We start from the raw sequence: 24,620 nt of genomic DNA on the forward strand, positions 1-24,620 counted from the left end.
ACAGCCGTTACCGCTCAGTGGTGCTCACGGCCATCATCATGGGCAACATTCCGCTGGCGCTGGTCGGCAGCGTGATCGCCCTGTGGATTTCCGGTCAGCCACTGTCGGTGGCGGCGCTGGTGGGCTTTATCACGCTGACCGGCATTGCCACGCGCAACGGCATTCTCAAAATCAGCCACTACATCAATCTGTGTGCCTTCGAGGGGGAGAAATTTGGCCGCAAGATGATCGTGCGCGGCTCGCTGGAACGCCTGACGCCGGTGCTGATGACCGCCCTGGTGGCGGCCTTTGCCTTGGTGCCCTTGCTGGTATCGGCGGACGCGCCCGGCAAGGAAGTGCTGCACCCGGTGGCGGTGGTGATTTTTGGCGGCTTGATCAGCTCCACGTTGCTCGACAGCCTGCTCACGCCCCTGATGTTCTGGTTGTGGGGCGAGAAGCCGCTGGCGCAATTGCTGGAAGCACACGATACCGAGAACTATTGATTCAGATCAATCCGTCCCATTGGGGCAATGACATAAAAGGAAACTACCATGACATCTATGACACGAATCTCCGCCATCCTGGCGACCGCTCTGATTTTGGCAACTGGCGCCACGACCGCTTTGGCGCACAGCGACGCGCCCCATCCCGACACACTAAAGGCCGCGCACGGTGGTCAGTTGGGTGTGGCCGGATCCTATAGCTACGAGCTGGTGGTGGTGAAGGACGCCAAAGACGTGAAAGAAAGCCAGGTCGTGGTGTATGTGACCGACCATGCTGGCCAGAAAATCCCCACGGCCGGGGCTAGTGGCACGGCAACGATCCTGGCCGGAAAACTGAAGGCCAGCGCCGCGCTCCAGCCCGATGGTGACAACCGCATGAAGGGCATCGCCAAATACACCGCGACGCCGGACATGAAAGTGGTGGTCTCCGTCACGCTGCCGGGCAAACCGCCCGAGCAGACGCGCTTCACACCGATGGCGGTTGCGAAGGATGGGCATACCGACCACACCCATTGAAGGTCACGGATAAATCCTGTTTCGAGAATGGCCCATCCATTTCGTTGCCCCGGGGCCGGCAACACGCTGATTGAAGGAATACCACAATGAAGAACCTAGTCATCACAGCCCTTGCCAGCGCTGTATTGGCCGGTATTGAGTTGATGCACATGATCCGCAAAGGTCAGCACGCGCCTCGTAAATTCGTTCCTAATTTGGCTCGCCGCAGCTAAGGCGATAGAACTAATATTAGTAGTTGATTTACATCAATACCTGCGTCTTCGGGGCACCTAGAATTTGTCCTATGCTTAAGGAATAGCTTGCGCCTTTGTCTCCAAATAATCATGAAGTCATTTTTTAACTCTCGACACACACGGTATACCGCTATCGTGATGCTGTTCGTTTGGTTAATGACTTTGGGAAGTGGTGTGGCGAATGCCTGCTTGCTCACTCAAGATCATGGGCGATATGGTCTTTCAGTCCCGGCTTCTTTAGAGGTCTATCAAAACGCAGATGAGCACGCGCTGTCGCCAGACACCGTCGCATGTCTGAGCTTTTGCGCAGCAGAGCAGACCACCTTGGTCAAGGTCCAGCCTCAGTTTGACGGCTCCGCAGGTTTGTATTTTGTTCCCGTGCTTTTCTTCACGGGCTTGCTGGTTCCGGCGATTGACCGGGTTTCCCCGCTGGAGGCATTGGGTAGTCCGACTTGGTCGGAACCGCCCGTCTCCATCCGCTTCTCGCGGCTCACTATTTGACCTTTTCTTGTCAGGACTGTTGCCAAGCGCACTGACGGCTTGGGAATAGTCTTGTGTCTTTCTTCAGACACCCCGTTGGGGACATCTGGAGCGCGCCCCTTTTCATCTTTTATTTTCTTGCATGGCGTTCACTGTGGCACACCTTCGTCGCATCGTATTGCCCCTTGCCATCGCAGCCGCTTTCTTTGGAGCATGGGTGGCGAGGACAAAGACGACATGAAAGGCGTGAAGGGAAAGGTGACGATGGACATGGCGAGCATAGACATAGTCGAAAAATTGCATTCTAAAAAGGGAATTTTCATGTTGAAAAGAAGAAAGTTGTTTGAGTTTATGGGTGCGGCAGCCTTGATGTATTCTGGCGCGGGTCATTCCAAGGAGCTCAGCACCAAGCCATTTCGCCACTATCCTTTCGATCCCGTTACGGCGGAAAACTTTCAGCAAAAATTGTTCATCCCGGGTACCAGCGGACCGTTCGGGGTGCTGGATGTCACAGGGCCACTGAAAATCCGTGCCACTGCGGCGAGTTTCTCAATTCTGCCCGGCCGCGAATCCCCGTTCTTGTTGTATCAGACCGAGCAAGCTGGCAAGTCTTACCAGAATCCCATATTGCGCATTGAGAGTGGCGCACGTTTTACGGCCAGCCTCGACAACGAGCTGCTTGAGCCGACTATCATTCACTGGCATGGCCTGCATACGCCGGCAGCCATGGATGGTCACCCTGCCAGTACCATTGCCCCTGGAGCTCGTTTCGATTACGACTTCAAAGTCCGCAATCGCGGTGGGACCTACTGGTACCACACCCACGCGCACGGATTGACTGCCCGGCAAGCTTACCAAGGTCTGGCGAGCTTCTTCCTGGTGGACGACGAAGACCAGTGCAGCCTCGCCAAAGCAATGGATCTGCGGCTCGGTGAAACCGATCTGCCTCTGGTCATACAAGACAAGCAGTTCGACGCGCAAGGAAAGCTGCTGTACCAGCCTAACGCTCAAGAGTCCATGATGGGCTGGCTGGGTGACATCGTTCTCGCCAATCTGACCCCCAACGCCGTTCAGACCGTCACCCAACGCACTTATCGCTTGCGCATTCTCAACGGATCCAACTCCCGCATTTACCGGCTCGCCTTCGTCAAGGGAAACACACCGTTGAGTTTCACGGTTATTGGCACCGATGGTGGCCTGATTGAGCGGCCTGAAAAGGTGGTCGGGGCTTTTGTCGCCCCAGGAGAACGCCTCGATGTGCTGTTTGACGCTGGGCAGGGACAGCCGGGCACGGACATACTCCTCAAGAGCCTAGCGTTCGATGCCATGGAAAACGAAGGGCCCGCCAGCAGCATGCCAGGCATGCCTGACATGGGCCAGAGCACGTCGCGGCTGGCAATGGGCGCGGAATTCAACATTCTGAAACTCTCGGTCATAGCCGGAGTACGCCTCGTCGCCAAGTTGCCGACAAGGCTGTCCCAAGTTAAACCAATCCGACTCGAAGGCGCCACGCCGCGCAATATCAAACTGTCCCTGAAGAACATGAACTTCCTCATCAACGGGCGCACTTTCAGCATGGACGAAATTGCGTTCGATGTGAAGCAGGGCGCAGTCGAAATTTGGAGCATCAGCAACCCGAAGGTGGGTATGCCACACCCGATGCACCTGCACGGATTTTCGTTCCAAGTGATTGAGCGCCTCAACAGCCCGCCCCAAGTGTCAGCCTTGGCGCGTTTCGGAAAGGGTCGAACAGTGAGCGATCTTGGCTGGAAGGACACCGTGCTGGTGTGGCCTGGCGAAACGGTGCGGATTGCGATTGACTTTGCTCACGACTTCCCCGGCAGCCAGACCTACCTCTTCCATTGCCATAACCTTGAACACGAGGACGCCGGAATGATGATCAATTTTCGGGTGCAAGCGTGAGAACCAGCCAATACGTCAGTTGTAAACACCTCAACCTCTGGCAATTCAAATGAACCATATCCACGATCCCGACCACCCCACCGGACAGACAACTGAAGCCCCGTTCTGGCGCTCCAGATATGGAATCGGTCTGTTGGTTTTCGGCGCTGTCGCCGCGTACTTTCTGCTGACCGAGCACCGTGCCCACTTTTTTGGTGCATTGCCGTTTTTACTGCTGCTGGCCTGCCCGCTGATGCATGTCTTCATGCATCACGGTCACGGTGGACATGGCCATCACCATGGCGATAGCGAGTCCAAAGCGGGGCCCGAAAAGTCAGACCAACCCAGGCCAGGAGGTCCATCATGAACCACGATACACCGGCCTACGGGCTATGGCTGCTGGTTCTTTTCAACTCGGCGATTTTCATCATGTTCGCCTACAGCTTTTTCAAGCCGGCAACGGCGCGAGATTGGCGAACCTTTGGCGCATTCGCTGCCTTCATCGTCGCGCTGTTTGTCGAGATGTACGGATTCCCGTTAACCATCTACGTGCTGTCGGGATGGTTGCAGACCAAGTATCCGGGTTTGGACATTTTGTCCCATGACTCCGGACACCTGTGGTCAACCTTGCTGGGCGAGAAAGGGGATCCGCATTTTGGTGCCTTGCATATTGCCAGCTACATCTTCCTGGCCGTCGGCTTCTATCTGCTGTCCAACGCGTGGCGTGTGCTGTACCACGCGCAACGGCAGCACACGCTGGCCACCACCGGGCCTTATGCCGTGATTCGGCATCCACAGTACGTGGCCTTTGTGCTGATCTTGCTGGGTTTCTTGTTGCAGTGGCCGACGCTGCTGACCCTGATCATGTTCCCGATTCTGCTGCTCATGTATGCGCGGCTCGCGATCACGGAAGAGGCCGAGATGCGCAAGCGATTCGGCGCCGAGTTCGAAACATACGCCGCGCGTACGCCGCGCTTCCTGCCGTCATGGCGAAAGCAAACGACAGCCAAGAGTCCTGTGGACGACAAGGTCCAGCCGTGAGCAAGAAGAACTCCAAGGAAAAACACAAGAAGGGGAGCCACATCGCAGTTTCCGGTGGCGCCTCGCCGGATGCGTCTGCCGTCACCGAAGAGCCCGCGCAGGCATCAATCTCGCGCGAGGACTACGATGCACAGCTTCACATTCTTCAGGTCGAGCTGGTCAAGCTGCAGCGGCATTTCATAGGTTGTGGCGACAGGATCCTCGTTCTCCTCGAAGGCCGCGACGCGGCTGGCAAGGACGGCAGCATCAAGCGCATCGTCGAGTACCTGAGTCCCCGCGAAACTCGCGTAGTTGCGCTCGGCAAACCCTCCGACCGGGAACGCAGTGGGTGGTATTTTCAGCGCTACGTCGCCCACTTGCCCCTTGCTGAGGAATTCGTTTTGTTCAATCGCAGTTGGTACAACCGCGCGGGCGTCGAGCATGTGATGGGCTTCTGCTCCAAGGATGAACACGAGGAGTTCATGCAGTCGGTGCCAAAGTTCGAGGAGATGCTGGTCAACTCGGGCATCAAGCTGCTGAAATATTATCTGGATATCGGCAAGTCTGAACAGACACGGCGCCTGGCCGAACGGGCGCGCGATCCACTCAAGCAGTGGAAGATCAGCCCGATAGACGCAGTTGCCGTAAAGCACTGGAAGGCATACTCCACCGCGCGTGATGAGATGCTGCTGCGATCGCATACCGCCATCGCACCGTGGCACATCGTGCGCGCCGACGACAAGCGCCTCGCGCGCCTGAATTTGATGCGCGACATCTTGTCGCGGCTGCACTACGCCGGCAAGAAGATGAGGCTCGTCCAGCCCGACCCGGATATCGCGTTTGAGTTCACCCCGGACTGCGTCGACGCCAGGTTGTTGGCACGCTGAATCCCCTCCATCAAGGAAGCACATGAAATCAAGCACCATCGAGGTCGGCGAGCTGGTCTCCACACTGAGCGCGGCGGGGGTCGAGAAGCAACTCTTGACGCTCCCGGGCGTGCATCACGTCGACGTGAACTACGTCGCCGGAAGCGCGACCGTGCACTATGATGAATCGCGAATCGACCTTGAAACTATTCGGCAACGCGTGATCGACTGCGGTTACCACTGCAGCGGTGAACTGGTACCTGCGAATGTCTGCGATTCCGGGCATGCCCACGCGGGCCACGCCGGTCATGCAATGGATGGCGGCGCAGGTGGCCAAAGCACCGGGGTCGATTCGGGGGCAAAGGCGCGAGCTCCCGTGAAAGATGCTCTGGCAGGTCATGGCGACCACGTCTCGCACCGTGGACACGGCGATTCGTCGGCCGACGGGAAGGCCGACATGATGCACGACATGGGACATGCACCCGGCATGTCGATGGAAGACATGGCCACCGACATGCGCAACCGTTTTTTCATGGCCCTGCTGTTCGCAATTCCCGTATTCCTGTACTCACCAATGGGTCAAATGTTTGGTGATTTCGCGACCCCGTTCGGCATTGAGCGCAAGCTGTTCCTGTTCATCGTGGCGACCGGTGCCATCGCCTATCCGGGCTGGCCCTTCTTCATCGCTGCCTGGCGCGCTGCGCGCAACAAGGTCGCCAACATGGCGACTTTGGTCGTGCTCTCGGTCGGTACGGGCTACGTCTTCAGCGTTGGGGCCACTTTCCTTTATGAGGGCGAGGTGTTTTATGAAGCTGCGGCGGTGCTGCTGGTCTTCATCTTGCTCGGGCATTGGCTGGAGATGCGGGCGCGCGCCGGTGCCTCGGACGCGATCCGCTCCTTGATGGACCTGGCCCCGCCCATGGCTACGGTGCTACGCGGCGGCGTCGAAACCAAGGTGCCGACCGCCGAGGTCTTGGCTGGTGAGACGGTCGTTATCAAGCCGGGTGACAAGATTCCGGTTGACGGCGAGATTCTTGAGGGCGGCTCGCAGGTCGATGAGTCCATGCTGACCGGCGAATCCATGCCGGTCAAGAAGGTCGTTGGCGATGCCGTCATCGGTGCCACGATCAACAAGAGCGGCAGCTTCCGCTACAAGGCCACCAAGGTCGGTGCCGATACGGCGCTGGCGCAGATCGTCAAACTGGTTCAGGAAGCGCAGAACTCCAAGGCACCGGGCCAGTTGCTGGCCGACCAAGCCTCGCAGTGGCTGGTGCTGGCCGCCATTGCCATTGGCCTGCTCACTTTCGGCGTGTGGTTCTGGCTCATGGGCCAGCCGCTGCTGTTTGCGCTGACGCTGACGATCACGGTGTTTGTGATCGCCTGCCCCGACGCGCTCGGCCTGGCCACGCCGATGGCCATCATGGTCGGCACCGGACTCGGGGCGATGAACGGCATCCTGTTCAAGAACGCCGCAGCACTGGAGAACGCCACCAAGCTGACCGTCATCGTCTTTGACAAGACGGGGACGCTCACGCTCGGGCAGCCCGACGTCGTGGAGATGGTCACCGCGCCCGGTGTCAGCGAAGCGCAGTTGCTGGCCACGGCAGCGGCGGTGGAGAAGTTCTCCGAGCATCCGCTGGCGCTGGCGGTGCTCAAGCGGGCGGGCACCACGCCGACCGAGGTCGCGACGGGGTTTACCAACATTGATGGCCAGGGTGCTCGAGCAGCGATCAACGGCGAAATGGTGCTGCTTGGTAACCGCAAGCTGATGGAGTCCGAGGATGTCGCCTGGGAGGCGCTGGCCTCCGAAGCCACCCGGCTCCAGGGCGGCGGCCGCACCGTCGTGTATGTCGCCCGCGCGGGCAAGCTCATCGGCCTGATCGCCATCGCCGACGCGGTGCGCCCCACGTCGAAGGCGACGATCGCCAAACTGCAAGAACGCGGCGTCAAGGTGGCGATGATTACCGGAGATAACCAGGCCACGGCGGAGCGCATCGGCAAGGAACTCGGCATCGACATCGTGCTGGCCGATGTGCTGCCTGGCCAGAAGGCCTCCAAGATCAAGGAGTTGCAGGCCCAGGGCCATAAGGTCGGCATGGTCGGCGACGGCATCAACGATGCCCCGGCCCTGACCCAGGCCGACGTGGGATTTGCCATCGGTGCGGGCACCGACGTGGCGATGGAAAGCGCCCAGGTCGTGCTGATGAAGAGCGACCCGTACGACGTGGTCGGAGCCATCGAGCTGTCGCGCGCCACGCTGCGCAAGATGCACCAGAACCTGTGGTGGGCGGTGGGCTACAACGTCATCGCCTTCCCGCTGGCGGCAGGCGTGTTCTATCCGTTCACGTTGTCTCCGGAGATCGCGGCGCTGTCGATGTCGGGCAGTTCGGCCGTCGTGGCGATTAACGCGCTGATGCTCAAGCGCACCAAGCTCGCCGGCATCAAGAGTGCGCGCTTACACAGTGCACCGGCAACTGATGCGCCGGTTTCATCGGGAGTATGGCGTGAACGATAGGATGCACACTGCAGCAGCGGTATCGGCGAGCGCGTCGGCGCCGTCGTTGATCGAGCAGGCATATCGTTACCAGACAGATCGCTGGCAGCGCAGCGTGCTGTTCCTCGATATGCTGCGTGAACGGGCCAACAACATGCTGGCGCACGAGGAAGCAGGCATGCCTGCGCCGCTCGACTTCGAATATGAAACGATTCTCGACGCGAGGCACTTCGAGCGCCCGGCCAATTACGCGCTGCTGCGTATCACGCGCTGTCATGAAGACCACGTCGAAGATTGCGTCGATGACAGAAAGCCCCCCGTCATCATTGTCGATCCGCGTGCCGGACATGGCCCGGGACTCGGCGGATTCAAGCGCGACTCCGAAGTGGGCATGGCGCTGCACGAAGGGCATGCGACCTACTTCGTCATTTTCTTTCCATTGCCAAGTCCGAACCAGACGCTGGCCGATGTGTTGCACGCACTGCGCCGCTTTGTCGAGGAAGTGAGCCGTCGGCACAATGGACAGGCGCCGGTACTCTATGGCAACTGCCAGGCGGGCTGGGCCGTGACCCTGCTGGCGGCCGGTTGCGAAGGCTTGAGCGGAGCGACGGTGCTCAACGGTTCCCCGCTCTCGTATTGGGCGGGCGCGTCGGATGTCAATCCGATGCGGCTTGCCGGTGGTTTGATGGGTGGCAGCTGGCTTGTGCACGGGCTGGCGGACCTCGGTAACGGCCGGCTCGACGGCGCCTGGCTGGTGCAAAACTTTGAAAACCTGAATCCGGCCAACACGTTGTGGGACAAAAACTATGATGTTTTCGCGCACATCGATACCGGGCGCGAGCGCTTCCTGGAATTCGAGCGCTGGTGGACTGGCTATCACTTCCTGAGTCGCGAAGAGATTCTGTCGATCGTCGAAAACCTGTTCATCGGCAACAAGCTGGAGCGCGGGACGATGAAGATTTGCGACTGCTGCTACGTCGACCTGAAGCGCATTCGCAACCCGCTGGTGATCTTTGCGTCCAGCGGCGACAACATTACGCCGCCGCAGCAGGCGCTCAACTGGATTCCGACGGTCTACCCGAGCACCGACGATCTAAAGAAGGCGGGGCAACGCATTGTTTATCTCCTCAACACGCATGTCGGTCACCTGGGCATATTTGTGTCGGCCAGTGTGGCGAAGCTTGAGCACCGCGCGATTCTGGAAAGCCTCGGCGAACTCGACGCGCTCAAACCCGGTTTGTACGAGATGAAAATCAGCAACCCGACCGGCGATCCCGATTGCCGCAAGCCGCAGTACACCGTGCGTTTCGAAGAACGCCAGGTCGAACAGATTCACTCTGCGTACCCGGAGCAATCGTTTGAAAAAGTGCAGGTCGTGTCGGAATGGAACGAACTGCTCTACAAAAATACGATCAGCCCATGGATTACCGCGTTCGCCAATCCCTTGAGTGCGGAAATGCTGAAATGGCTGCACCCGATGCGCATCAGCCAGACGATGTTCTCCGAAAAGCTCAATCCCTGGATGCTGCCGCTGAAAATGCTGGCCCCTTTCGTCGCGAAGACGCGCATGCCGGCTGATGAAGCCAACCCGTTTGTTGCCATGGAAGGTGAAGTCAGCGTCTCGATTTCAAAAACGCTCGACAGCTACCGGAACATTCGGGACAGCGCCAGCGAGCAGCTTTTTTCCATGCTGTACGGCACGGCGCGAACAGGGACTGTATAGCTTTCTTTATGAAGTCAAACTGCGAGGAACCTACGATGTTATGGCTCTTTAAAAACCGGCTCTGGCCTGTTTTCGGAATCGCGATGCAGGCTGTTAAACAAATCTCATGCAGGAGGTGAATATGGACTGGTTGGTGCAAAACTGGGTGTGGATACTGGTACTCGGGGCATTCATCGGGATGCATCTGTTTGGACATGGTGGTCATGGTGGCCATGGTGGCCATGGTGGCCATGGTGGTCGCCACGGTGATGAAAACAAGTCCCCGACAGACGCAGAACAAGCTGGCAAGAATCGGCCGCAAGGTCATCAACCCTGAGAAGGGGGCGGTCATGCTGAATATCAAAGTTGTTTCCTGGTCGTTGGGCTTGTGGAGCGCGCTCACGTTTGTCGTATGCGTGTTCTACGGTCTGGCCACGCCACAGGCACTGCACATGCATGCGCTTCTTGAGCAGTTGCTGCCGGCGTTCAAGTGGCTCACCTGGTGGGGATTCCTGCTGGGGCTGGTCGAAAGCTTCCTGTATGGCGCGTATGCCGGGCTGGTGTATGTGCCGATTTACAACTTTCTCCAGCGGCGCTGGGATAACGGCCAGCCATAGCCGCCAAAGCAGAACATGGCGGACGGGTGTACTACTTCTGCTTGGATATCTGCCATAAATCGTTTGTCGCTGAACCGCAAAAGTACACGAGCGGTGCTGCGCCAGCCGACCACTCGTGCTGCGACGGGCATATGTAACTGATGGACAGTGATAGACGGGGAGGGGAACAGAAAATGAGTGACGAATGCTGACTGATCTCATCCAGATCGGGGGCGCGGGTCCTGCGGGACTCGCGGCCGCCATCACCCTGGCCAGGGCAGGCCGCCGCGTGCTGGTTCACGAGTTGCAGGGCGAAGTCGGCCACCGTTTCGGTGGCGACTTCCAGGGTCTGGAAAACTGGAGCACGCAGCACGACGTGCTTGATCAGTTGCGCGAGGCGGGCATTGGCACGGCGTTCACCGCCAAAGCCTGCAGTCGTGCTGAGGTCTTCGATGCCTGGGGTAATCGCTACGAAATCGAGAGCAACAAAACGTTTTTTTATCTGGTGGAGCGCGGGCCGGGACCCGGAACGCTGGACACCGCCTTGCTGGAGCAGGCGCGTGGGCTGGGGGTCGAGGTGCGTTTCAACAGCCGGCTTGATCGTCTGGAGGGCGCCGGGATTCTTGCGGCCGGCCCCAAGGCGGCGGACGCCATCGCCGTGGGCTACCACTTCGAGACCCCCATGGACGACGGCGTCTGGGTGATTCTTGATGATGAACTTGCGCCTCAAGGGTATGCTTATTTGCTGATCATGAACGGGCGGGGCACCGTTAAAAGCTGCATGTTCTCCGGCTTCAAACAGGAGCACCTGTATGTCCAGCGCACTGTGGCTGCTTTCCAGCGGTTGGTGGGGTTGGAAATGTTGAATCCACGTCTCCATGGCGGTGTGGGCAACTTTCATATGCCGGCGCGCGCGGTCACAGGCGGGCATCCGGTCGTGGGGGAGGCAGCCGGTTTCCAGGATTTTCTATGGGGTTTCGGCATGCGCTATGCCATCCACTCCGGGGTGCTGGCGGCGCGCAGCCTGCTGGAAGGCAAATACTACGACATGTTTTGGCGGCTGGAGCTGGAGCCGCCAATGTGGAATTCAATGGTCAATCGGGCGCTCTTCGGCTTATTGGGCAACCGCGGCTACCGCTGGATTTTGCGGAGAAACCAGGCGCAACGCTGGGATGCGCATCGTGTCCTCCAAAGACTCTATCAACCATGGCCGATCAAGCGCCTGCTCCTGCCATGGGCGCGCACCCGCTACAGCTCCCGGCGCCAGGATGAGAGCTGCGACCACATCAATTGCACCTGCGTCTGGTGTCGTCACGGTAACCATCACCTTGCCGACGCTCAGAAGGGTTGTGGTGGCTGACCTGATGTATTGTGAAAAAGGGAAAAATATGAGCGGATCTGTTCCTGTCGTTCGGGCATTTACCAAATGCTCGCGTCCAAGCGCCAGACGGAAGCGCGATTTGTCCCACTGCCACGGGGCGACCTCGACGTCGGCCAAAACGTCCACGTGGAAGGAATAAACTGAATGTGCTTCTCCGCCACAGTCAGCTTCTCGGCAGGTGCCTTCTTGCTCGGGCTCGGCACGTTGACGCTAAAGTCGTCGCGTCGGCCGCGCGAACTGCCGTTCGCCGCGATCCCGCTGCTGTTCGCAATCCAGCAACTAAGCGAAGGCGTGATCTGGCTGACCTTTAGCTATGAAGCGCCACTGCTCAATGCGGTGATGACGCATGTGTACTCCTTCTTCTCCCATGTGCTGTGGCCGGTCTATGTGCCCGTGGCGGTGCTGCTGATCGAGCCGCCAGCGCGGCGTCGCCCAGCGTTGCTCGTGTTCGTCGCGACGGGTCTCGCAGTGGGCGTGTACCTGCTGTACTTTCTGGTGGCCTTCCCGGTCGTCTCGCGGCCAATCGGCCAGCACATCGAATACGTCTCGCCGCACTTCTTTGCCGCGACCACGATGACGCTGTATCTGATGTCGACCACCGTCAGCCCGATTCTGTCGACGCACCGAATGGTGAAGGTTTTTGGTGTGCTGGCGCTGTTGTCCTTTGCCGCGGCTTACTTCTTCTATGCGACCTGGTTCATTTCGGTGTGGTGTTTCTTCGCCGCGCTGTTGAGCGCAGTCGTCTACCTTCACATTGCGTCGCGCCCGGCCGAACGCAGCGGGCCGCGCCACAGACTTGGAATCAGCATGTTGGAACGGTCAACCAAGAGCAGTTTGCCTGATCATCATTCATAGGAGGAATCAACAATGGACACACGAGACACGGCAAGGTCATTCATCTTCGGCGCGCGCATCGCATCGCTGTCAGCGGTCGTCTTGATTGCCGCAGGGTCAGCCTTTGCCGCCGCGGGGAAGGTCTACGTCGCCGATGAAGAGGCGAGCACCATCAGCGTCATCGACGCGACGACCTTCAAGAAGATCGGCAGCATCCCGGTTGGTCAGGGCCCGCACAACGTCCAGGTCGCGCCGGATGGCAAGTTGGTATGGGTCACCAACAACGGCGATCCTGCCCAGGCGGCCGAGAAGACGCCGCACGAGGGTATGCCGAAGTCCGCGCACGGAGCGATGGCTGGCGCCGGGGCAGCGTGGGCCATCGATACCGCCTCCGACGCCGTGGTCGCCAAAGTGCCGGTCGGCATGCATCCCGCCCACGTCGTCGTGGCGCCGGACGGCCGCTACGCCTACGTCACCAACGGCGGCGAGAACACCGTCAGCGTGGTGGACACCTCGGCGCTACGGGTCGTCGAAACGATCCCGGTCGGTGCCTCCCCCCACGGCATACGGATCAGTCCGGACGGAAAGCAGGCGTGGGTCGCCAACCTCAAAGGGGGTACGGTCTCGGTGATCGACACCCAGACAAGAAAGCAGATCGCCAAGATCGCAGTCGGCAAGGGTCCGGCGCAGGTCGGCTTCACGCCCGATGGTCGGCTGGGCTTCGTGTCGCTGTCAGACGAGAACCAGGTCGCGGTGATCGATGCGGCGAGCCGCAAGGTGATGCGCAAGGTGTCCGTCGGCACGGTGCCGATCCAGCTGTACGCCACGCCCGACAGCCGGTTGCTTCTGGTCGCCAACCAGGGGACGCGGAAGAAGCCCGGCAACACCGTCAGCATCATTGACCTCGGGACCTTCAAGGCGGTGGCGACGATCGAGACCGGGCGAGGGGCTCACGGTGTGGTGATCGATCGTGAAGGACGCCATGCCTTCGTGACCAATACCTACGCGAATACTGTCTCCGTTCTCGATGTGGTCGAGCGCAAGGTCATCGCCACGGTGCCGGTCGGCCGCGGACCCAATGGCGTCAGCGTAACGCCATGATGCTTTACAACTTGCGGCGGATGGGCGCCCCCGCGCATGGCGTCACGCTTCATGAACACAATGACTGCCCACACATCCTCCGTCACGCTGCCGGCTGAGCCTGCCAGACTGCGGCCTGTGCAATTGGCTTGGCTGGCGGGGGCCATCTTTGTTGTCTCTGCCGGTTATGGCGCACTGCTGCCTCTGCTGCCCGCCTGGTTGACCTCGATGATGCCCGGCGCAACGGCCTCCGAAGTCGCTCGTCACATCGGCTTCCTCAGCGGCGTGTATTCTGCCGGTGTGCTGGTAGGGGCGCCCTTGTGGGGCGTCGTCGCGGATCGTACCGGACCTGGACGAGTCCTGATCATCGGGTTGGTCGGCTACGTCGCCAGCCTGCTGCTTATGCTCGTTCCGGCATTGGCCGGTTTGTGGGGAATCTATGCGCTACGCGGGACGACCGGCTTCTTCGTGGCGGCAGTCGTCCCTGTGGTTTCAGCGCTGGTCGCCGATTACACCCCCGACGAGCAGCGCGCGCGGCGCTTCGCCTGGCTGAGCGCCATGTCGCTGCTCGGATTCCTGTTCGGCCCTGGGCTGGGCGCTGTGGCAGATTGGGTCGGGCTATGGGCCGGCGAAGGCACCGCTTCCTCCGCGCGCTCGGCACAGCTTGTGATTGTTCTGTCTGCGCTGCTCGGCGCGGTGATGATGCTGGGACTGGCAGCGACACTGCCAGCGTCACGCGTCCCTGAGGCAGCCGCCCAGAACCATCCGGTGACCTCCACCGAAGGTCGCACCACTGCGCTGTGGTGCCTCAGCGGCGCCGTAATGTTTGTCCTGGCGGGCTTCGAGTTGGGCATCGTGCTGCAGGGGCAGCAACACGCCAGCCTGTCCTCGCGCGAGATCGCACTCATGTTCGCCGAGTGCAGCCTCGTGATGCTGGGCGTCAACGCGCTTCTCTTTTTCACGTCGCTGCTGGAAAAGACTTCAACGCGCAAGCTCCTGGGCGCAGGGCTGATTCTGGCGATGGTCGGGCTGGCTGTGCTGGTCCAGCATCGCTCCGATGCCTGGATGTACCTGGGCGTCAGTCTTACTTCTGCCGGCACGGGCCTGGTGCTGCCGGTCATTGCCTACCTGGCCGCCGGCGCCACGCGCCAGACGCTCGGCGTCACGATGGGTGGGCTGGCCGCAGCAGCCGGCCTCGGCCAGACGCTCGGATCGTCCGTCGGCGGGTGGCTTTTCGGTGCCCTTGCACAGCGCAGCTTTGGCTGGCTGACACTTCCTCTGGTGGCGATGTTGATTCTGTTGCTGGCCCGACCGGGCTGGTGGCCGGTCATCCCCGCTGAATCCATCCGCCGACCAGCCGGAGGTTCACGCTTTTAGCACGGAAGTGCGTGAATTGCGATAGCGAAATAGGGTCAACAACATAACGGTCGAACTTAACTTTTTTGGAGAAATGAAATTGCGCAAATTATTGACAGTCCTGACAGCGGCGTTGGTGTTAAGCCTCAGCGGCTGCGGCTACAACACATTCCAAACCACGGACGAGCAAATCAAGGCGAGTTGGTCGGAGGTCGTCAACCAGTACCAGCGGCGTGCTGACCTGGTCCCCAATCTCGTCAATACGGTCAAGGGCGAGGCTAAGTTCGAGCAGGACACGCTCACCAAGGTGATCGAAGCGCGCTCAAAGGCCACCTCCATCCAGGCCACACCGGAATTGATCAACGACCCTGCGGCATTTCAAAGATTCCAGCAAGCGCAGGGCGAATTGACCGGGGCGTTGTCGAGGCTGATGGCTGTTTCAGAGAACTATCCGAACCTTCGTGCCAACCAGGGTTTTCGGGACCTGCAGGCGCAACTGGAGGGGACGGAGAACCGCATTACGGTTGCGCGCAACCGCTACATCAAGTCGGTGCAGGACTACAACGTGACGGTGCGGTCCTTTCCTTCCAATTTGACGGCGATGGCTCTCGGCTACCAGCAAAAGCCCAACTTCGCAGTCGAGAACGAAAAGGAAATCTCCAGGCCACCGAGTGTCAGTTTTGACACCGCACCGGTCCAGTCCAAAGGCGCTGCTTCAGGAGCGGCCAAGTGATCACCCTGAGTACCGCAAGAGGGGCGACCAGAGCGTTACTGCTGGCAGTCACGCTTTGCTGGACTCTCGTTGCCGCAGCGCAGGTTCCGGTGCCGCCCGTGACGGGGCACGTCACCGACCAGACCAACACCCTCACCACAGAGCAGAAGGCATCCCTGGAGCAAACCTTGACAGCCTTTGAAGCCAGGAAAGGCAGTCAGCTGGCTGTCCTGGTGCTGGCTTCGACAGCCCCGGAAGCAATAGAGCAATACGCCTTGCGTGTTGCCGAGCAATGGAAGCTCGGACGAAAGAAGGTTGATGACGGGGCCATCCTGGTCGTCGCCAAGGATGACCGTACGATGCGAATTGAAGTGGGTTATGGCCTCGAAGGGGCGCTCAACGATCTCACCAGCAAACGCATCATCAGCGAGATCATCCTGCCGCGATTCAAGAGCCAAGACTTCTATGGTGGTATCACGGCCGGGGTTGGGCAAATCATTCGCGTCATTGATGGTGAACCCTTGCCGGAGCCTAGCAAGCAGCCTGCGGGAAGTCTCGGGGACATTCAGCAATACGCGCCCATTGTCTTCATTCTTGCCCTCGTGGTGGGAGGTGTTCTGCGTGCCGCCTTAGGCCGAGTGCCTGGCGCGCTGGTTACGGGCGGAGGCGTCGCGGTGCTTGCCTGGTTTGTGGCTGGCGCCGTATCTGTGGCCTTGCTTGCTGGCGTGATGGCGTTATTTGTCACCTTGCTGGGTGGCGGAATGGGCAGGCATGGACTCGGCGGTCACTACGGCGGAGGTGGCCGAGGGGGTTCTGGCGGGGGTGGATTCAGGGGTGGCGGTGGCGGCTTCGGTGGCGGCGGTGCGTCGGGAAGGTGGTAAATATGAATATCAAACGCATAGTGACGCATTTGCTGGCGACCCGCAGACAAGTTAGACGGGCCTTTCCCCGCAGCACATTGATCACGATCGAGAAAGCAATCAAAGCCAGCGAGACCGCCCATGTCGGGGAAATCCGTTTCGCGGTAGAGGGCGCCTTGGACGGCGTGCCGCTGTTCGAGGGGCAGTCGGCCAGAGAACGCGCAATCGAAGTCTTTTCGAAACTGCGCGTATGGGACACCCAATACAACAATGGTTTGCTGATTTACGTGCTGCTCGCTGATCGGGCAGTGGAGATCGTTGCCGATCGCGGGATTGATGCCAAGGTGAGCTCTCAGGAATGGAACAAGATTTGCCAACAAATGGAAACGGCCTTCAGGCAATCAAACTATGAAGGCGGCGTGCTCAGCGGGGTGCAGGCTGTGACGCAACATCTGGTTGCGCATTTCCCCGCTTATGGCCACAACGGGAATGAACTGCCCGACAAGCCGGTGCTGCTCTGAGGCAAGCAACGATGAAACAACTGTACGCAACTGCTCAAGAAAGCACTCGGCGACCTCTGGGTCGGGCTCGCTGCAGCCGATCGGTATTACGTGTGACGCCGCACAGACATCGGCAGAAGAGTTGTCTAGATTGGTTTCATTTTTTACTGGAGAAAATTTATGAAAAACTTGCTTGCTGTGGCTGTGGGTACGACCTCCCTTTTGACCACCGGCGTCTCATTCGCGCAGAACGGAAACATGATGAATGATGGCCTGTGGGGCTCAGGTTGGATGGGTGGCTATGGCGGAATATGGATGCCAATCTTGCTTGTCGTCGTGCTTGTTGTCCTCGTGGCCTGGATCGTCAAGCGGGGCGGTAAATGATCAAAATCAAAAAATTTGACACGCCAGGCGCGTCCGCCCTTAAGCGTGCTTGCCTGTGCAAGCGCGACACCCAACAAGCGCCGCTTGTACATCGAGTCCCCCTCGCTGTTTTCAATGTTACTTAAACCACCAAGGAGTTTCTCATGACCTATTTTCGATTCATTCCACTTGCCGCTGCTCTCACCGCCGCCAGCGCCCTGGTCGCCTGCAACACTGCCCCGGCGATGCCCATGGGCTCTGCAGCTGCGAACAGCATGGCCACACCCGACTCCATGGGCAGGATGGACGCGCAAATGAAGACCATGCGCGACATGCACGAAAAAATGATGAGCGCCAAGACCCCGGAAGAGCGCAGCAAGCTAATGGCCGAACACATGAAAACCATGCAGGACGGCATGGCAATGATGGGCGGAATGTCCAGCGGTGGCATGGGCGACATGAAAGGCATGCAGGGTATGCAAGGCATGACTGGTGACATGGGCGCGCGCCAGCAGATGATGGAAAAACGCATGGAGATGATGCAGATGATGATGAAAATGATGATGGACCAAATGCCGGCTGCCCCAGCCAAATGACGCGTCGCCCGGCCTGACGCTGAGACCGACCATGTGAGCTGCCCTGCGCGAGGCAGCTCGGACACTTAACAATTCTGGAAGGAAATGACCATGACCCCTAGCGACCAAACATCAACGCCGCCTGAAAGCGGCGTAACGCCGGCATCCCGGCGATACGGATTTCACGCCCATCTCGGCAAGACCGACTTCGCCGCCGCTGTCGAGCGCGCGAGTACCGCACTGAAGGCGGAGGGTTTCGGCATCTTGACCGAGATCGATGTGCAGGCAACGATGAAGAACAAGTTGGGCATCGACGTTCCAGCGCACCGCATTCTAGGCGCCTGCAACCCCCCGCTGGCGCACCGCGCGCTGACCGCCGAGCCCGACATTGGCCTGCTGCTGCCCTGCAATGTTGCGGTACGCCAGGACGCCGACGGGCAGGTGACGGTTGGTTTCATCGACCCGATGGCGATGCTGCAAATGACCGATAACCCCGAGGTGGCGCAGGTGGCGCGGGAGGCGCGCGAGCGGCTGCAGCGTGTGTGCGCCGTTGTGGCCGCGGACTGATTCGCAGCAGAAGTTCCTATTTCACAGGAGAGCACCATGGTTTACAGAAGAGGCTGCATGATGGGTAAGCGCTGGTTGTTCGCGGGCTGGGTTGCTGTCGCCGGGCTCGTGCGGGCGACAGCGTCATTGGTGGCAATGGTCCAGTCCTGAAGCGACCACCACGCCTGTGAGAGCTACGTCCAGCGCATGCCCAGGTTCTTCCCCCGCATGGGTCACGGTGCAACCGCAGGCTGAGCCTGTGGCAATACAAAGGAGCCTCTATGTTCTACGGTGACATGATGGGCATGCACGCCCTGTGGTGGATATTCTGGATTGTCCTGGTGATCGCGTTGGTCTCCTTTCGGGGGTGGGGGACCTATCGAGGACGCCGGGGCCAACCGCGCGAGACGCCCCACCAGGTGCTGCGCCGTCGCCTGGCCAACGGCGAAATCAGCACGGAAGAGTACGCGCAACGCAAGGCAGTGCTGGACCGAGATACCCCATGACGGAGGATCGAGTTTATGAACCTCACATTCCTCGGTGCTGCCGGCACCGTCACTGGCTTAAAGACTCTCGCTACGAACGAGGGCAAGCAAATGCTCGTCGATTGCGGGTTGTTTCAGGGCTACAAGAACCTGCGGCTGATGAACTGGGCGCCTTTTCCCTTAGATCCCAAGCGGCTCGACGCCGTCGTGCTGACGCACGGCCACCTCGATCACTCGGGCGCCTTGCCGCTATACACCGAGGACGACGCCAAGCGCGCGCTGCGGCAACGCATCGAGCGCGAGCGCGGCTGGATCGCAACCGTCCCCCGCCTGGGTCAAACCGAGGAGATCCGGCCATGAATACGCACGGACTGCGCCTGCGGCCGCTGGGCATCGACACACAGCAGGAGTATGTGATTTATATGCGTCGCGACTGCCACGTCTGCCGCGCCGAAGGTTTCGAGGCCCGGACACGCGTGGAGGTGGGTCTGCGTGAACAGCGCATCATCGCGACGCTCAACGTGGTGCACTCCGAATTGCTGGCATCCGGCGAGGCCAGTCTGTCGACCAGCGCGTGGCGGGCCCTGGACGCTGTGTCAGGCGACACCATCAGCGTGGCGCACGCGCCGACGCTCGACTCGCTGAGCGCGATGCGCTCCAAGATTTATGGCCATCGGCTCGATGCGCCGGCGTTCGACTCCATCGTCGGCGACGTGGCTGCGGGCCGCTACTCTGACCTGCACATCGCGGCCTTCCTGAGCGCCTGCGCCGGCGGCCGCATAGACCTGCAGGAGACGATCGATCTAACGCGGGCGATGGTCGACGTGGGCGAGCGCATCGACTGGGGACGCACGCCGATCGCAGACAAGCATTGCGTCGGCGGCTTGCCGGGCAACCGCACGAGCCCAATCGTGGTCGCGATCGCGGCGGCGGCTGGACTGACGATGCCCAAGACCTCGTCGCGCGCCATCACCTCGCCCGCGGGAACGGCCGACGTGATGGAGACGCTGACCCGCGTTGATCTCGACCTGCCGGCGATGCGGCGCGTCGTCGAGCGCGAGGGCGGCTGCCTGGTCTGGGGCGGAGCGCTGGCTTTGAGTCCGGCCGACGACGTGCTGATCCGCGTCGAGCGCCCGCTCAACCTCGACAGCGATGCCCAGCTCGTCGCCTCCGTGCTGTCGAAGAAGATCGCCGCCGGAGCAACCCATGCCTTGATCGATATGCCGGTCGGTCCGACCGCCAAGGTGCGCAGCGAGGAAGCCGCCCAGCGCCTGCAGGCCTTGCTGGAACAGGTGGCGGCTGCGCATGGGCTGCAATTGCGGGTGCTGCGCACGCACGGCTCCCAGCCGGTGGGACGCGGCGTCGGCCCGGCGCTGGAAGCGCACGACGTGCTGGCGGTATTGCGCGGCGCGGCGGCGGCGCCGGTGGATCTGCGCATGCGTGCGCTGGTGCTGGCCGGCGAACTGCTGGAATTCTGTAGTCACAGCATTCCTGGCACTGGCAGGTCGGAGGCCTGGCGACTGCTCGACAGCGGTGCGGCATGGGTCAAGTTTCAGGCCATCTGCGAGGCGCAGGGGGGACTGCGCGAGCCCGGCGTCGCCCCTTTGCGTGAACCAGTGACAGCCGAGCGCGCTGGCTACGTCTGTGGCATCGACAGCCGCCGGCTCGCGCAGCTTGCCAAACTCGCCGGGGCGCCTGTTGCTCTGACGGCTGGCCTCGAACTGCACGTGCAGCTGGGTGATGACGTCCAGCGTGGCATGCCCTTGTTCACGTTGCACGCCGAGGCGCCCGGGGAACTCGCCTATGCAAAGCACTACCTCGCCACACACCCGGTCATCACGTTGGCCGACAAGGTGACGCCATGAAACCGGACCCAACATTGAGGACGCCGCTGGTTGGCCCAGCTGGCCGGCTGAAGTCGCTCGTGCGGTTGATATATGTCAACCAGAACCAGAAAGCAGTTCGGACAATTTTCCGCATGGGGTGTATGGTCGTTTTTCGGACATATCCGGTGCGCAGGCGGGGCACGCTAACAGGTTGTTCTCCGCACTCGCAGCTGTCCCGAGCGCGTGCGCTGCGGGCTGAGTCGTGGCAGAAGTTTTTTCACAGGAGAAGACCATGGTTTACAGAAAAAAATACATGATGAGTAGGCGCTGGTTGTTCGCAGGCTGGGTTGCTTTCGCCGGGCTCGTGCTGGCGACAGCGCCATTGGTGGCGATGGCCCAGGCCAGCCCTGAAGCGACCGCCACCCAGTCGTCGAGTGATCAGGGGGTGACTATCAAGGTGACACCGAAGGCGATCGGGGCACCCGACAGTCGGTGGGAATTCGCCGTCGTGCTTGACACGCACAGTGCCGACCTGAGCGACGACCTGACTCAAAGCGCTACCTTGACGACCGACGACGCTCGCACGCTAAAACCGGTGAGCTGGGTCGGCGCGGCCCCCGGTGGACACCATCGTGAAGGTGTGCTGGCATTCGATGTCCCGGCGCCGCGGCCAAGTGCGATCGAACTCAGGATCGAACGGCCGGGCGAATCCGCTCCCCGGACTTTTCGCTGGCAACTCTGATTCACACGAGGAGAAACACGTGGAATGGCTGCAACAAAACTGGATTAACCTGCTCGTACTCGTGGGCGTCATCCTGTTCCTGCGCTTCAGCGGCATGGGCTGTGGTTTCGGTTCCCGACGCATTCGTCCGCAGCATAGCCTTGACCGTCAACCAGACTCGGACACGGCCGTCGAGTCCGCGTCGACTACTGATCCGGTCAGCCGACGCCCGGTCGATCCGACTTCTGCGGTGGCGACGGTTTACCAGGGCCGCGCCTACTATTTCGAATCGCGTGAGAACCGTGACCGGTTCGAGGCCGCGCCGGACCAATACGCTACTGTGCCGAAAGACGAAGACCAAGCCGCACGGCATCGGCATCACGGCGGGTGCTGTTGAGGCACTGCACCGGCAGCCGTGCCACCAACTCGACCAACCCCAGAACTGAAAAGTACAAGACCATGAACACTGTGAGCAACACCAGCACCAGCTTTGCTACCCCCACGTCGGCGGTCGATCCGGTTTGCGGGATGACCGTCCAGGCCGATAAAGCAGCGGCCCGCATGGAGTACGACGGCAAGCTGTACCTGTTTTGTTCCACCCATTGCCAACACCAGTTCGAGACCGATCCCAAGAAGTACATTGGCGCGGCGGGTGCGCAGCCCCCGGCCCCGGCGGCGCCGGATCACGGCATGCCGATGCAGACCGCGCTACGCCGCGGCGAGCAGGGCCAGGCCAAAGACCCGATCTGCGGCATGGTGGTCGACAAGGCGACCGCCCTGCGCGCCGACCGCGGTGGGCGCAGCTTCTACTTCTGCAGCGTCGGCTGCCAGCGCACCTTCGAATCGCCGGAGCAGGAACTGAAGTCGATGCGCATGCGTGTCACCATTGCGCTGACCGGAGTGCTGGCGCTGGCGATCATGCGCGCCGGTGCGTTCATTGCGCTGGCCACGGGTGCCACCATCATCACCTGGGTGCCGATCCCGGCCCTGCCATGGTTCACCTGGGGCATGTGGCTGTTTCTGCTGGTCACGCCGGTGCAGTTCATCGGCGGCTGGAGCTTCTATGTCGGAAGCTGGAACGCTATTCGCAACCGCGCGATCAACATGGACTTGCTGATTGCCCTGGGCACCACCGTGGCCTATTTGTACAGCGTCGCGGTGCTGTTCTTTCCGTCGGTGCTGCCGGTGAAGATCGACGAGCGCGACGTGTACTTTGAGGTCTCGGCGGTCATCATTGCCTTCGTGCTGCTGGGCAAGTACATGGAGGAGATCATCAAGAAGCATTCCTCGGCGGCGGTGCGCAAACTGCTTGACTTGAAGCCCGCCACCGCCCAGGTGGTGCGCGACGGAATCGAGATGGAGGTCCCCGCCGAGAGCGTGATGGTCGGCGAGACGGTCGTGGTGCGCCCCGGCCAGCGTATCGCCACCGACGGCATGGTGCTGGAGGGAGCCTCGGCAGTCGATGAATCGATGCTCACCGGCGAGTCGATGCCCGTGGAAAAGCAAGTGGGCGCCAAGGTTATCGGTGGCACCTTGAACCGCACCGGCGCGTTTCGCTTCCAGGCCACGCGCGTGGGCGCTGACACCGCGCTGGCGCAGATCATCAAGATGGTGGAGGATGCCCAGGCCAGCAGTGCGCCGATCCAGCGCATCGCCGACGAGGTGACGCGCTACTTCGTCCCGGCCATCATCGGCACGGCCATCCTCGCGTTTGCCGGCTGGTGGTTGACCGGAAATTTCCCGCAAGGGTTGCTGGCCTTCATCGCAGTGCTGATCATCGCCTGCCCCTGTGCACTCGGCATCGCAACGCCCGCTGCGCTCATGGTCGGCGTCGGGCGTGGTGCGCAGGCGGGCATCCTGATCCGGGGTGGCGACATCCTGGAGAAGGCGCAGAAGCTCGACACTGTGGTGTTCGACAAGACCGGCACGCTCACGCGCGGTGAGCCCAACATCACCGATGTGCTGGTGCAGGAGGGGTGGACGAAGCAGCAGGCCTTGCGACTGGCCGCGAGTTTGGAGACCGGATCGGAACACCCCTTGGCCGAAGCCATCGTGCGCGGTGCGCGCGAGGAGGGTGTGGCGATCACCCCGGTCGAGGGTTTTGATTCGGTGCCGGGTCATGGGGTGCAAGGCCGCGTCGATGGCGAGCCGGTGCTGCTGGGCAACCGCCGATTGATGCAGCGCGAAGGAGTGGACATCGCTCAAGTGCAGCCCGAAATGGAACGCCTGGAGGCCGATGGCAAGACCGCCATGCTGCTGGCCAGCGGTGCGCGTTTGGTGGCCGTGATCGCCGTCGCCGACACGGTCAAGCCGGAGGCGAAAGAGGCCGTTGCAGCGCTGCGGGCCGAGAAGATACAGGTGGTGATGCTGACCGGCGACAACCAGCGCACCGCCGCCGCCATTGGCCGCCTGCTGGGCATCGACCGCGTCATTGCCGATGTGCTGCCTTCCGACAAGGCCAAAACCATCAAAGACCTGCAGGCGCAAGGCCGGGTTGTGGCGATGGTTGGCGATGGTGTCAACGACGCGCCGGCCCTGGCTACCGCCGACATCGGTATCGCCATCGGCTCCGGTTCCGACGTGGCCAAGGAAACCGGGGGCATCATCCTGGTGCGCAGTGATGTGCGCGACGTCGTGGCCGGCATCCGGCTATCGCGTGCCACCATGCGCACCATCAAGCAAAACCTGTTCTGGGCTTTCATTTACAACGGCGTCGGCGTGCCGATTGCCGCGCTGGGGTTTCTCAACCCGATCATTGCCGCAGCGGCGATGGCACTGTCGTCCTTGTCGGTCATCGTTAACTCGGCCCTGCTCAAGCGCGTCAAGCTCGATCAGAGGTAACACTGCAGGGCAGCACCATGCACGGCTTTCTCAAAACACGTTTCGTCGATCGCTGGCTCTGGTTGTGTCCGATCCTGAGCATCCTGCTGGCGGCGGTCGTGCTGATGATTTTCGGCTTCACCTTCTGGGGCGGGCTGCTGGCAGGGCTTCTGCTGGTTTGCCCTGCCACGCTCGTTTGGGGAGCCATTGAACTTTGGCTCGACGAACGCAGCAATCGCGCGGCCAGGAAAAAAAATACAAACAATTGAT

Annotated in this window: 27 protein-coding genes and 1 pseudogene; all 28 read left to right on the forward strand. The window is 60.8% G+C overall.

Translation table 11 applies throughout. From position 1 onward, the window contains the following. A partial coding sequence (locus C5P05_RS15250) for an efflux RND transporter permease subunit (RefSeq protein ID WP_198674733.1) occupies positions 1 to 482 on the forward strand: 482 nt, incomplete at its 5' end. A 48-nt stretch (positions 483 to 530) separates the two neighbouring features. Beyond that, positions 531 to 998 carry a hypothetical protein gene (locus C5P05_RS15255; protein WP_198674734.1) on the forward strand — a complete coding sequence of 156 codons (468 nt, stop codon included), beginning with the start codon at positions 531 to 533 and terminating at the stop codon, positions 996 to 998. A gap of 86 nt (positions 999 to 1,084) precedes the next feature. Further along, positions 1,085 to 1,210, forward strand: coding sequence for a transposase (locus C5P05_RS34505; protein ID WP_232834506.1), 126 nt, complete (start codon positions 1,085 to 1,087; stop codon positions 1,208 to 1,210). Between the two features lie 111 nt (positions 1,211 to 1,321). Next, positions 1,322 to 1,732 carry a hypothetical protein gene (locus tag C5P05_RS15260; RefSeq protein ID WP_114970707.1) on the forward strand — a complete coding sequence of 137 codons (411 nt, stop codon included), beginning with the start codon at positions 1,322 to 1,324 and terminating at the stop codon, positions 1,730 to 1,732. Positions 1,733 to 1,948: 216 nt separating this feature from the next. Then, positions 1,949 to 3,634 (forward strand): multicopper oxidase family protein, encoded by a 1,686-nt coding sequence (locus C5P05_RS15265; RefSeq protein ID WP_232834507.1) that lies wholly within the window; start codon positions 1,949 to 1,951, stop codon positions 3,632 to 3,634. A 49-nt stretch (positions 3,635 to 3,683) separates the two neighbouring features. After that, complete coding sequence (locus tag C5P05_RS15270; RefSeq protein ID WP_114970708.1) at positions 3,684 to 3,980, forward strand: DUF2933 domain-containing protein; 297 nt, start codon at positions 3,684 to 3,686, stop codon at positions 3,978 to 3,980. Then, complete coding sequence (locus C5P05_RS15275; protein WP_114970709.1) at positions 3,977 to 4,654, forward strand: methyltransferase family protein; 678 nt, start codon at positions 3,977 to 3,979, stop codon at positions 4,652 to 4,654. Before C5P05_RS15270 ends, C5P05_RS15275 begins: the two co-directional genes overlap by 4 nt. Next, positions 4,651 to 5,520 (forward strand): polyphosphate kinase 2, encoded by an 870-nt coding sequence (gene ppk2 / locus C5P05_RS15280; protein ID WP_420130756.1) that lies wholly within the window; start codon positions 4,651 to 4,653, stop codon positions 5,518 to 5,520. The genes C5P05_RS15275 and ppk2 overlap by 4 nt, the downstream gene beginning before the upstream one ends. Positions 5,521 to 5,542: 22 nt before the next feature. After that, on the forward strand, positions 5,543 to 8,014 hold the full coding sequence (locus C5P05_RS15285; protein WP_114970711.1) for a heavy metal translocating P-type ATPase: 2,472 nt from the start codon (positions 5,543 to 5,545) through the stop codon (positions 8,012 to 8,014). Between the two features lies 1 nt (position 8,015). Further along, complete coding sequence (locus tag C5P05_RS15290; RefSeq protein WP_232834508.1) at positions 8,016 to 9,716, forward strand: DUF3141 domain-containing protein; 1,701 nt, start codon at positions 8,016 to 8,018, stop codon at positions 9,714 to 9,716. Positions 9,717 to 9,910: 194 nt separating this feature from the next. Next, complete coding sequence (locus tag C5P05_RS15300; RefSeq protein ID WP_232834518.1) at positions 9,911 to 10,312, forward strand: DUF5676 family membrane protein; 402 nt, start codon at positions 9,911 to 9,913, stop codon at positions 10,310 to 10,312. 184 nt (positions 10,313 to 10,496) lie between these two features. Then, positions 10,497 to 11,651 carry an NAD(P)/FAD-dependent oxidoreductase gene (locus C5P05_RS15310; protein ID WP_114970715.1) on the forward strand — a complete coding sequence of 385 codons (1,155 nt, stop codon included), beginning with the start codon at positions 10,497 to 10,499 and terminating at the stop codon, positions 11,649 to 11,651. 165 nt (positions 11,652 to 11,816) lie between these two features. Next, positions 11,817 to 12,527, forward strand: a complete 711-nt coding sequence (locus C5P05_RS15315; RefSeq protein ID WP_232834509.1) for a DUF6629 family protein — start codon at positions 11,817 to 11,819, stop codon at positions 12,525 to 12,527. Between the two features lie 12 nt (positions 12,528 to 12,539). Next, on the forward strand, positions 12,540 to 13,607 hold the full coding sequence (locus C5P05_RS15320) for a cytochrome D1 domain-containing protein (protein WP_114970716.1): 1,068 nt from the start codon (positions 12,540 to 12,542) through the stop codon (positions 13,605 to 13,607). A gap of 60 nt (positions 13,608 to 13,667) precedes the next feature. Then, positions 13,668 to 14,963, forward strand: a complete 1,296-nt coding sequence (locus tag C5P05_RS15325) for an MFS transporter (protein ID WP_198674739.1) — start codon at positions 13,668 to 13,670, stop codon at positions 14,961 to 14,963. Positions 14,964 to 15,036: 73 nt separating this feature from the next. Further along, complete coding sequence (locus tag C5P05_RS15330; protein ID WP_198674735.1) at positions 15,037 to 15,675, forward strand: LemA family protein; 639 nt, start codon at positions 15,037 to 15,039, stop codon at positions 15,673 to 15,675. A gap of 5 nt (positions 15,676 to 15,680) precedes the next feature. After that, on the forward strand, positions 15,681 to 16,535 hold the full coding sequence (locus tag C5P05_RS15335; RefSeq protein ID WP_114970773.1) for a TPM domain-containing protein: 855 nt from the start codon (positions 15,681 to 15,683) through the stop codon (positions 16,533 to 16,535). Between the two features lie 2 nt (positions 16,536 to 16,537). Then, entirely contained in the window at positions 16,538 to 17,035 is a 498-nt protein-coding gene (locus C5P05_RS15340; protein ID WP_114970718.1) for a TPM domain-containing protein, read from the forward strand. Between the two features lie 159 nt (positions 17,036 to 17,194). Further along, positions 17,195 to 17,398 (forward strand): hypothetical protein, encoded by a 204-nt coding sequence (locus tag C5P05_RS15345; protein ID WP_114970719.1) that lies wholly within the window; start codon positions 17,195 to 17,197, stop codon positions 17,396 to 17,398. Between the two features lie 143 nt (positions 17,399 to 17,541). After that, a complete protein-coding gene (locus C5P05_RS15350; RefSeq protein ID WP_114970720.1) occupies positions 17,542 to 17,973 on the forward strand; it encodes a hypothetical protein in 432 nt (143 codons plus the stop codon). A 90-nt stretch (positions 17,974 to 18,063) separates the two neighbouring features. After that, positions 18,064 to 18,519, forward strand: coding sequence for a DUF302 domain-containing protein (locus C5P05_RS15355; protein WP_114970721.1), 456 nt, complete (start codon positions 18,064 to 18,066; stop codon positions 18,517 to 18,519). Between the two features lie 260 nt (positions 18,520 to 18,779). Then, positions 18,780 to 19,004: an SHOCT domain-containing protein gene (locus tag C5P05_RS15360; RefSeq protein ID WP_232834510.1), complete on the forward strand. Its 225-nt coding sequence runs from the start codon at positions 18,780 to 18,782 to the stop codon at positions 19,002 to 19,004. Between the two features lie 15 nt (positions 19,005 to 19,019). Further along, a pseudogene (locus tag C5P05_RS15365) lies at positions 19,020 to 19,247 on the forward strand (MBL fold metallo-hydrolase); the annotation flags it as partial. Positions 19,248 to 19,339: 92 nt separating this feature from the next. Beyond that, on the forward strand, positions 19,340 to 20,848 hold the full coding sequence (locus C5P05_RS15370; protein WP_114970723.1) for a thymidine phosphorylase family protein: 1,509 nt from the start codon (positions 19,340 to 19,342) through the stop codon (positions 20,846 to 20,848). Positions 20,849 to 21,101: 253 nt separating this feature from the next. Beyond that, positions 21,102 to 21,551 (forward strand): hypothetical protein, encoded by a 450-nt coding sequence (locus tag C5P05_RS15375; RefSeq protein WP_232834511.1) that lies wholly within the window; start codon positions 21,102 to 21,104, stop codon positions 21,549 to 21,551. A 19-nt stretch (positions 21,552 to 21,570) separates the two neighbouring features. After that, positions 21,571 to 21,927: a YHS domain-containing protein gene (locus C5P05_RS15380; RefSeq protein WP_157979346.1), complete on the forward strand. Its 357-nt coding sequence runs from the start codon at positions 21,571 to 21,573 to the stop codon at positions 21,925 to 21,927. A 62-nt stretch (positions 21,928 to 21,989) separates the two neighbouring features. Further along, on the forward strand, positions 21,990 to 24,371 hold the full coding sequence (locus tag C5P05_RS15385) for a heavy metal translocating P-type ATPase (RefSeq protein WP_114970725.1): 2,382 nt from the start codon (positions 21,990 to 21,992) through the stop codon (positions 24,369 to 24,371). Between the two features lie 17 nt (positions 24,372 to 24,388). Next, positions 24,389 to 24,619 carry a hypothetical protein gene (locus C5P05_RS15390; RefSeq protein ID WP_114970726.1) on the forward strand — a complete coding sequence of 77 codons (231 nt, stop codon included), beginning with the start codon at positions 24,389 to 24,391 and terminating at the stop codon, positions 24,617 to 24,619. Position 24,620: the final 1 nt, after the last annotated feature.

It is taken from the genome of Rhodoferax ferrireducens (genome assembly GCF_003347515.1).
Lineage (GTDB): Bacteria > Pseudomonadota > Gammaproteobacteria > Burkholderiales > Burkholderiaceae_C > Rhodoferax.

Excerpts from the sequence above, each read along its gene's own strand:
- C5P05_RS15375 (WP_232834511.1), top strand. The coding sequence starts at position 21,102 with ATGGTTTACAGAAAAAAATACATGATGAGTAGGCGCTGGTTGTTCGCA.
- C5P05_RS15260 (WP_114970707.1), top strand. The coding sequence starts at position 1,322 with ATGAAGTCATTTTTTAACTCTCGACACACACGGTATACCGCTATCGTG.
- C5P05_RS15275 (WP_114970709.1), top strand. The coding sequence starts at position 3,977 with ATGAACCACGATACACCGGCCTACGGGCTATGGCTGCTGGTTCTTTTC.
- C5P05_RS15340 (WP_114970718.1), top strand. The coding sequence starts at position 16,538 with ATGAATATCAAACGCATAGTGACGCATTTGCTGGCGACCCGCAGACAA.
- C5P05_RS15285 (WP_114970711.1), top strand. The coding sequence starts at position 5,543 with ATGAAATCAAGCACCATCGAGGTCGGCGAGCTGGTCTCCACACTGAGC.
- C5P05_RS15300 (WP_232834518.1), top strand. The coding sequence starts at position 9,911 with ATGGTGGTCATGGTGGCCATGGTGGCCATGGTGGCCATGGTGGTCGCC.
- C5P05_RS15370 (WP_114970723.1), top strand. The coding sequence starts at position 19,340 with ATGAATACGCACGGACTGCGCCTGCGGCCGCTGGGCATCGACACACAG.
- C5P05_RS15325 (WP_198674739.1), top strand. The coding sequence starts at position 13,668 with ATGACTGCCCACACATCCTCCGTCACGCTGCCGGCTGAGCCTGCCAGA.
- C5P05_RS15290 (WP_232834508.1), top strand. The coding sequence starts at position 8,016 with ATGCACACTGCAGCAGCGGTATCGGCGAGCGCGTCGGCGCCGTCGTTG.
- C5P05_RS15355 (WP_114970721.1), top strand. The coding sequence starts at position 18,064 with ATGACCCCTAGCGACCAAACATCAACGCCGCCTGAAAGCGGCGTAACG.
- C5P05_RS15265 (WP_232834507.1), top strand. The coding sequence starts at position 1,949 with ATGAAAGGCGTGAAGGGAAAGGTGACGATGGACATGGCGAGCATAGAC.
- C5P05_RS34505 (WP_232834506.1), top strand. The coding sequence starts at position 1,085 with ATGAAGAACCTAGTCATCACAGCCCTTGCCAGCGCTGTATTGGCCGGT.
- C5P05_RS15350 (WP_114970720.1), top strand. The coding sequence starts at position 17,542 with ATGACCTATTTTCGATTCATTCCACTTGCCGCTGCTCTCACCGCCGCC.
- C5P05_RS15320 (WP_114970716.1), top strand. The coding sequence starts at position 12,540 with ATGGACACACGAGACACGGCAAGGTCATTCATCTTCGGCGCGCGCATC.
- C5P05_RS15270 (WP_114970708.1), top strand. The coding sequence starts at position 3,684 with ATGAACCATATCCACGATCCCGACCACCCCACCGGACAGACAACTGAA.
- C5P05_RS15390 (WP_114970726.1), top strand. The coding sequence starts at position 24,389 with ATGCACGGCTTTCTCAAAACACGTTTCGTCGATCGCTGGCTCTGGTTG.
- C5P05_RS15330 (WP_198674735.1), top strand. The coding sequence starts at position 15,037 with ATGAAATTGCGCAAATTATTGACAGTCCTGACAGCGGCGTTGGTGTTA.
- C5P05_RS15345 (WP_114970719.1), top strand. The coding sequence starts at position 17,195 with ATGAAAAACTTGCTTGCTGTGGCTGTGGGTACGACCTCCCTTTTGACC.
- C5P05_RS15315 (WP_232834509.1), top strand. The coding sequence starts at position 11,817 with ATGTGCTTCTCCGCCACAGTCAGCTTCTCGGCAGGTGCCTTCTTGCTC.
- C5P05_RS15310 (WP_114970715.1), top strand. The coding sequence starts at position 10,497 with ATGCTGACTGATCTCATCCAGATCGGGGGCGCGGGTCCTGCGGGACTC.
- C5P05_RS15360 (WP_232834510.1), top strand. The coding sequence starts at position 18,780 with ATGTTCTACGGTGACATGATGGGCATGCACGCCCTGTGGTGGATATTC.
- C5P05_RS15255 (WP_198674734.1), top strand. The coding sequence starts at position 531 with ATGACATCTATGACACGAATCTCCGCCATCCTGGCGACCGCTCTGATT.
- C5P05_RS15385 (WP_114970725.1), top strand. The coding sequence starts at position 21,990 with ATGAACACTGTGAGCAACACCAGCACCAGCTTTGCTACCCCCACGTCG.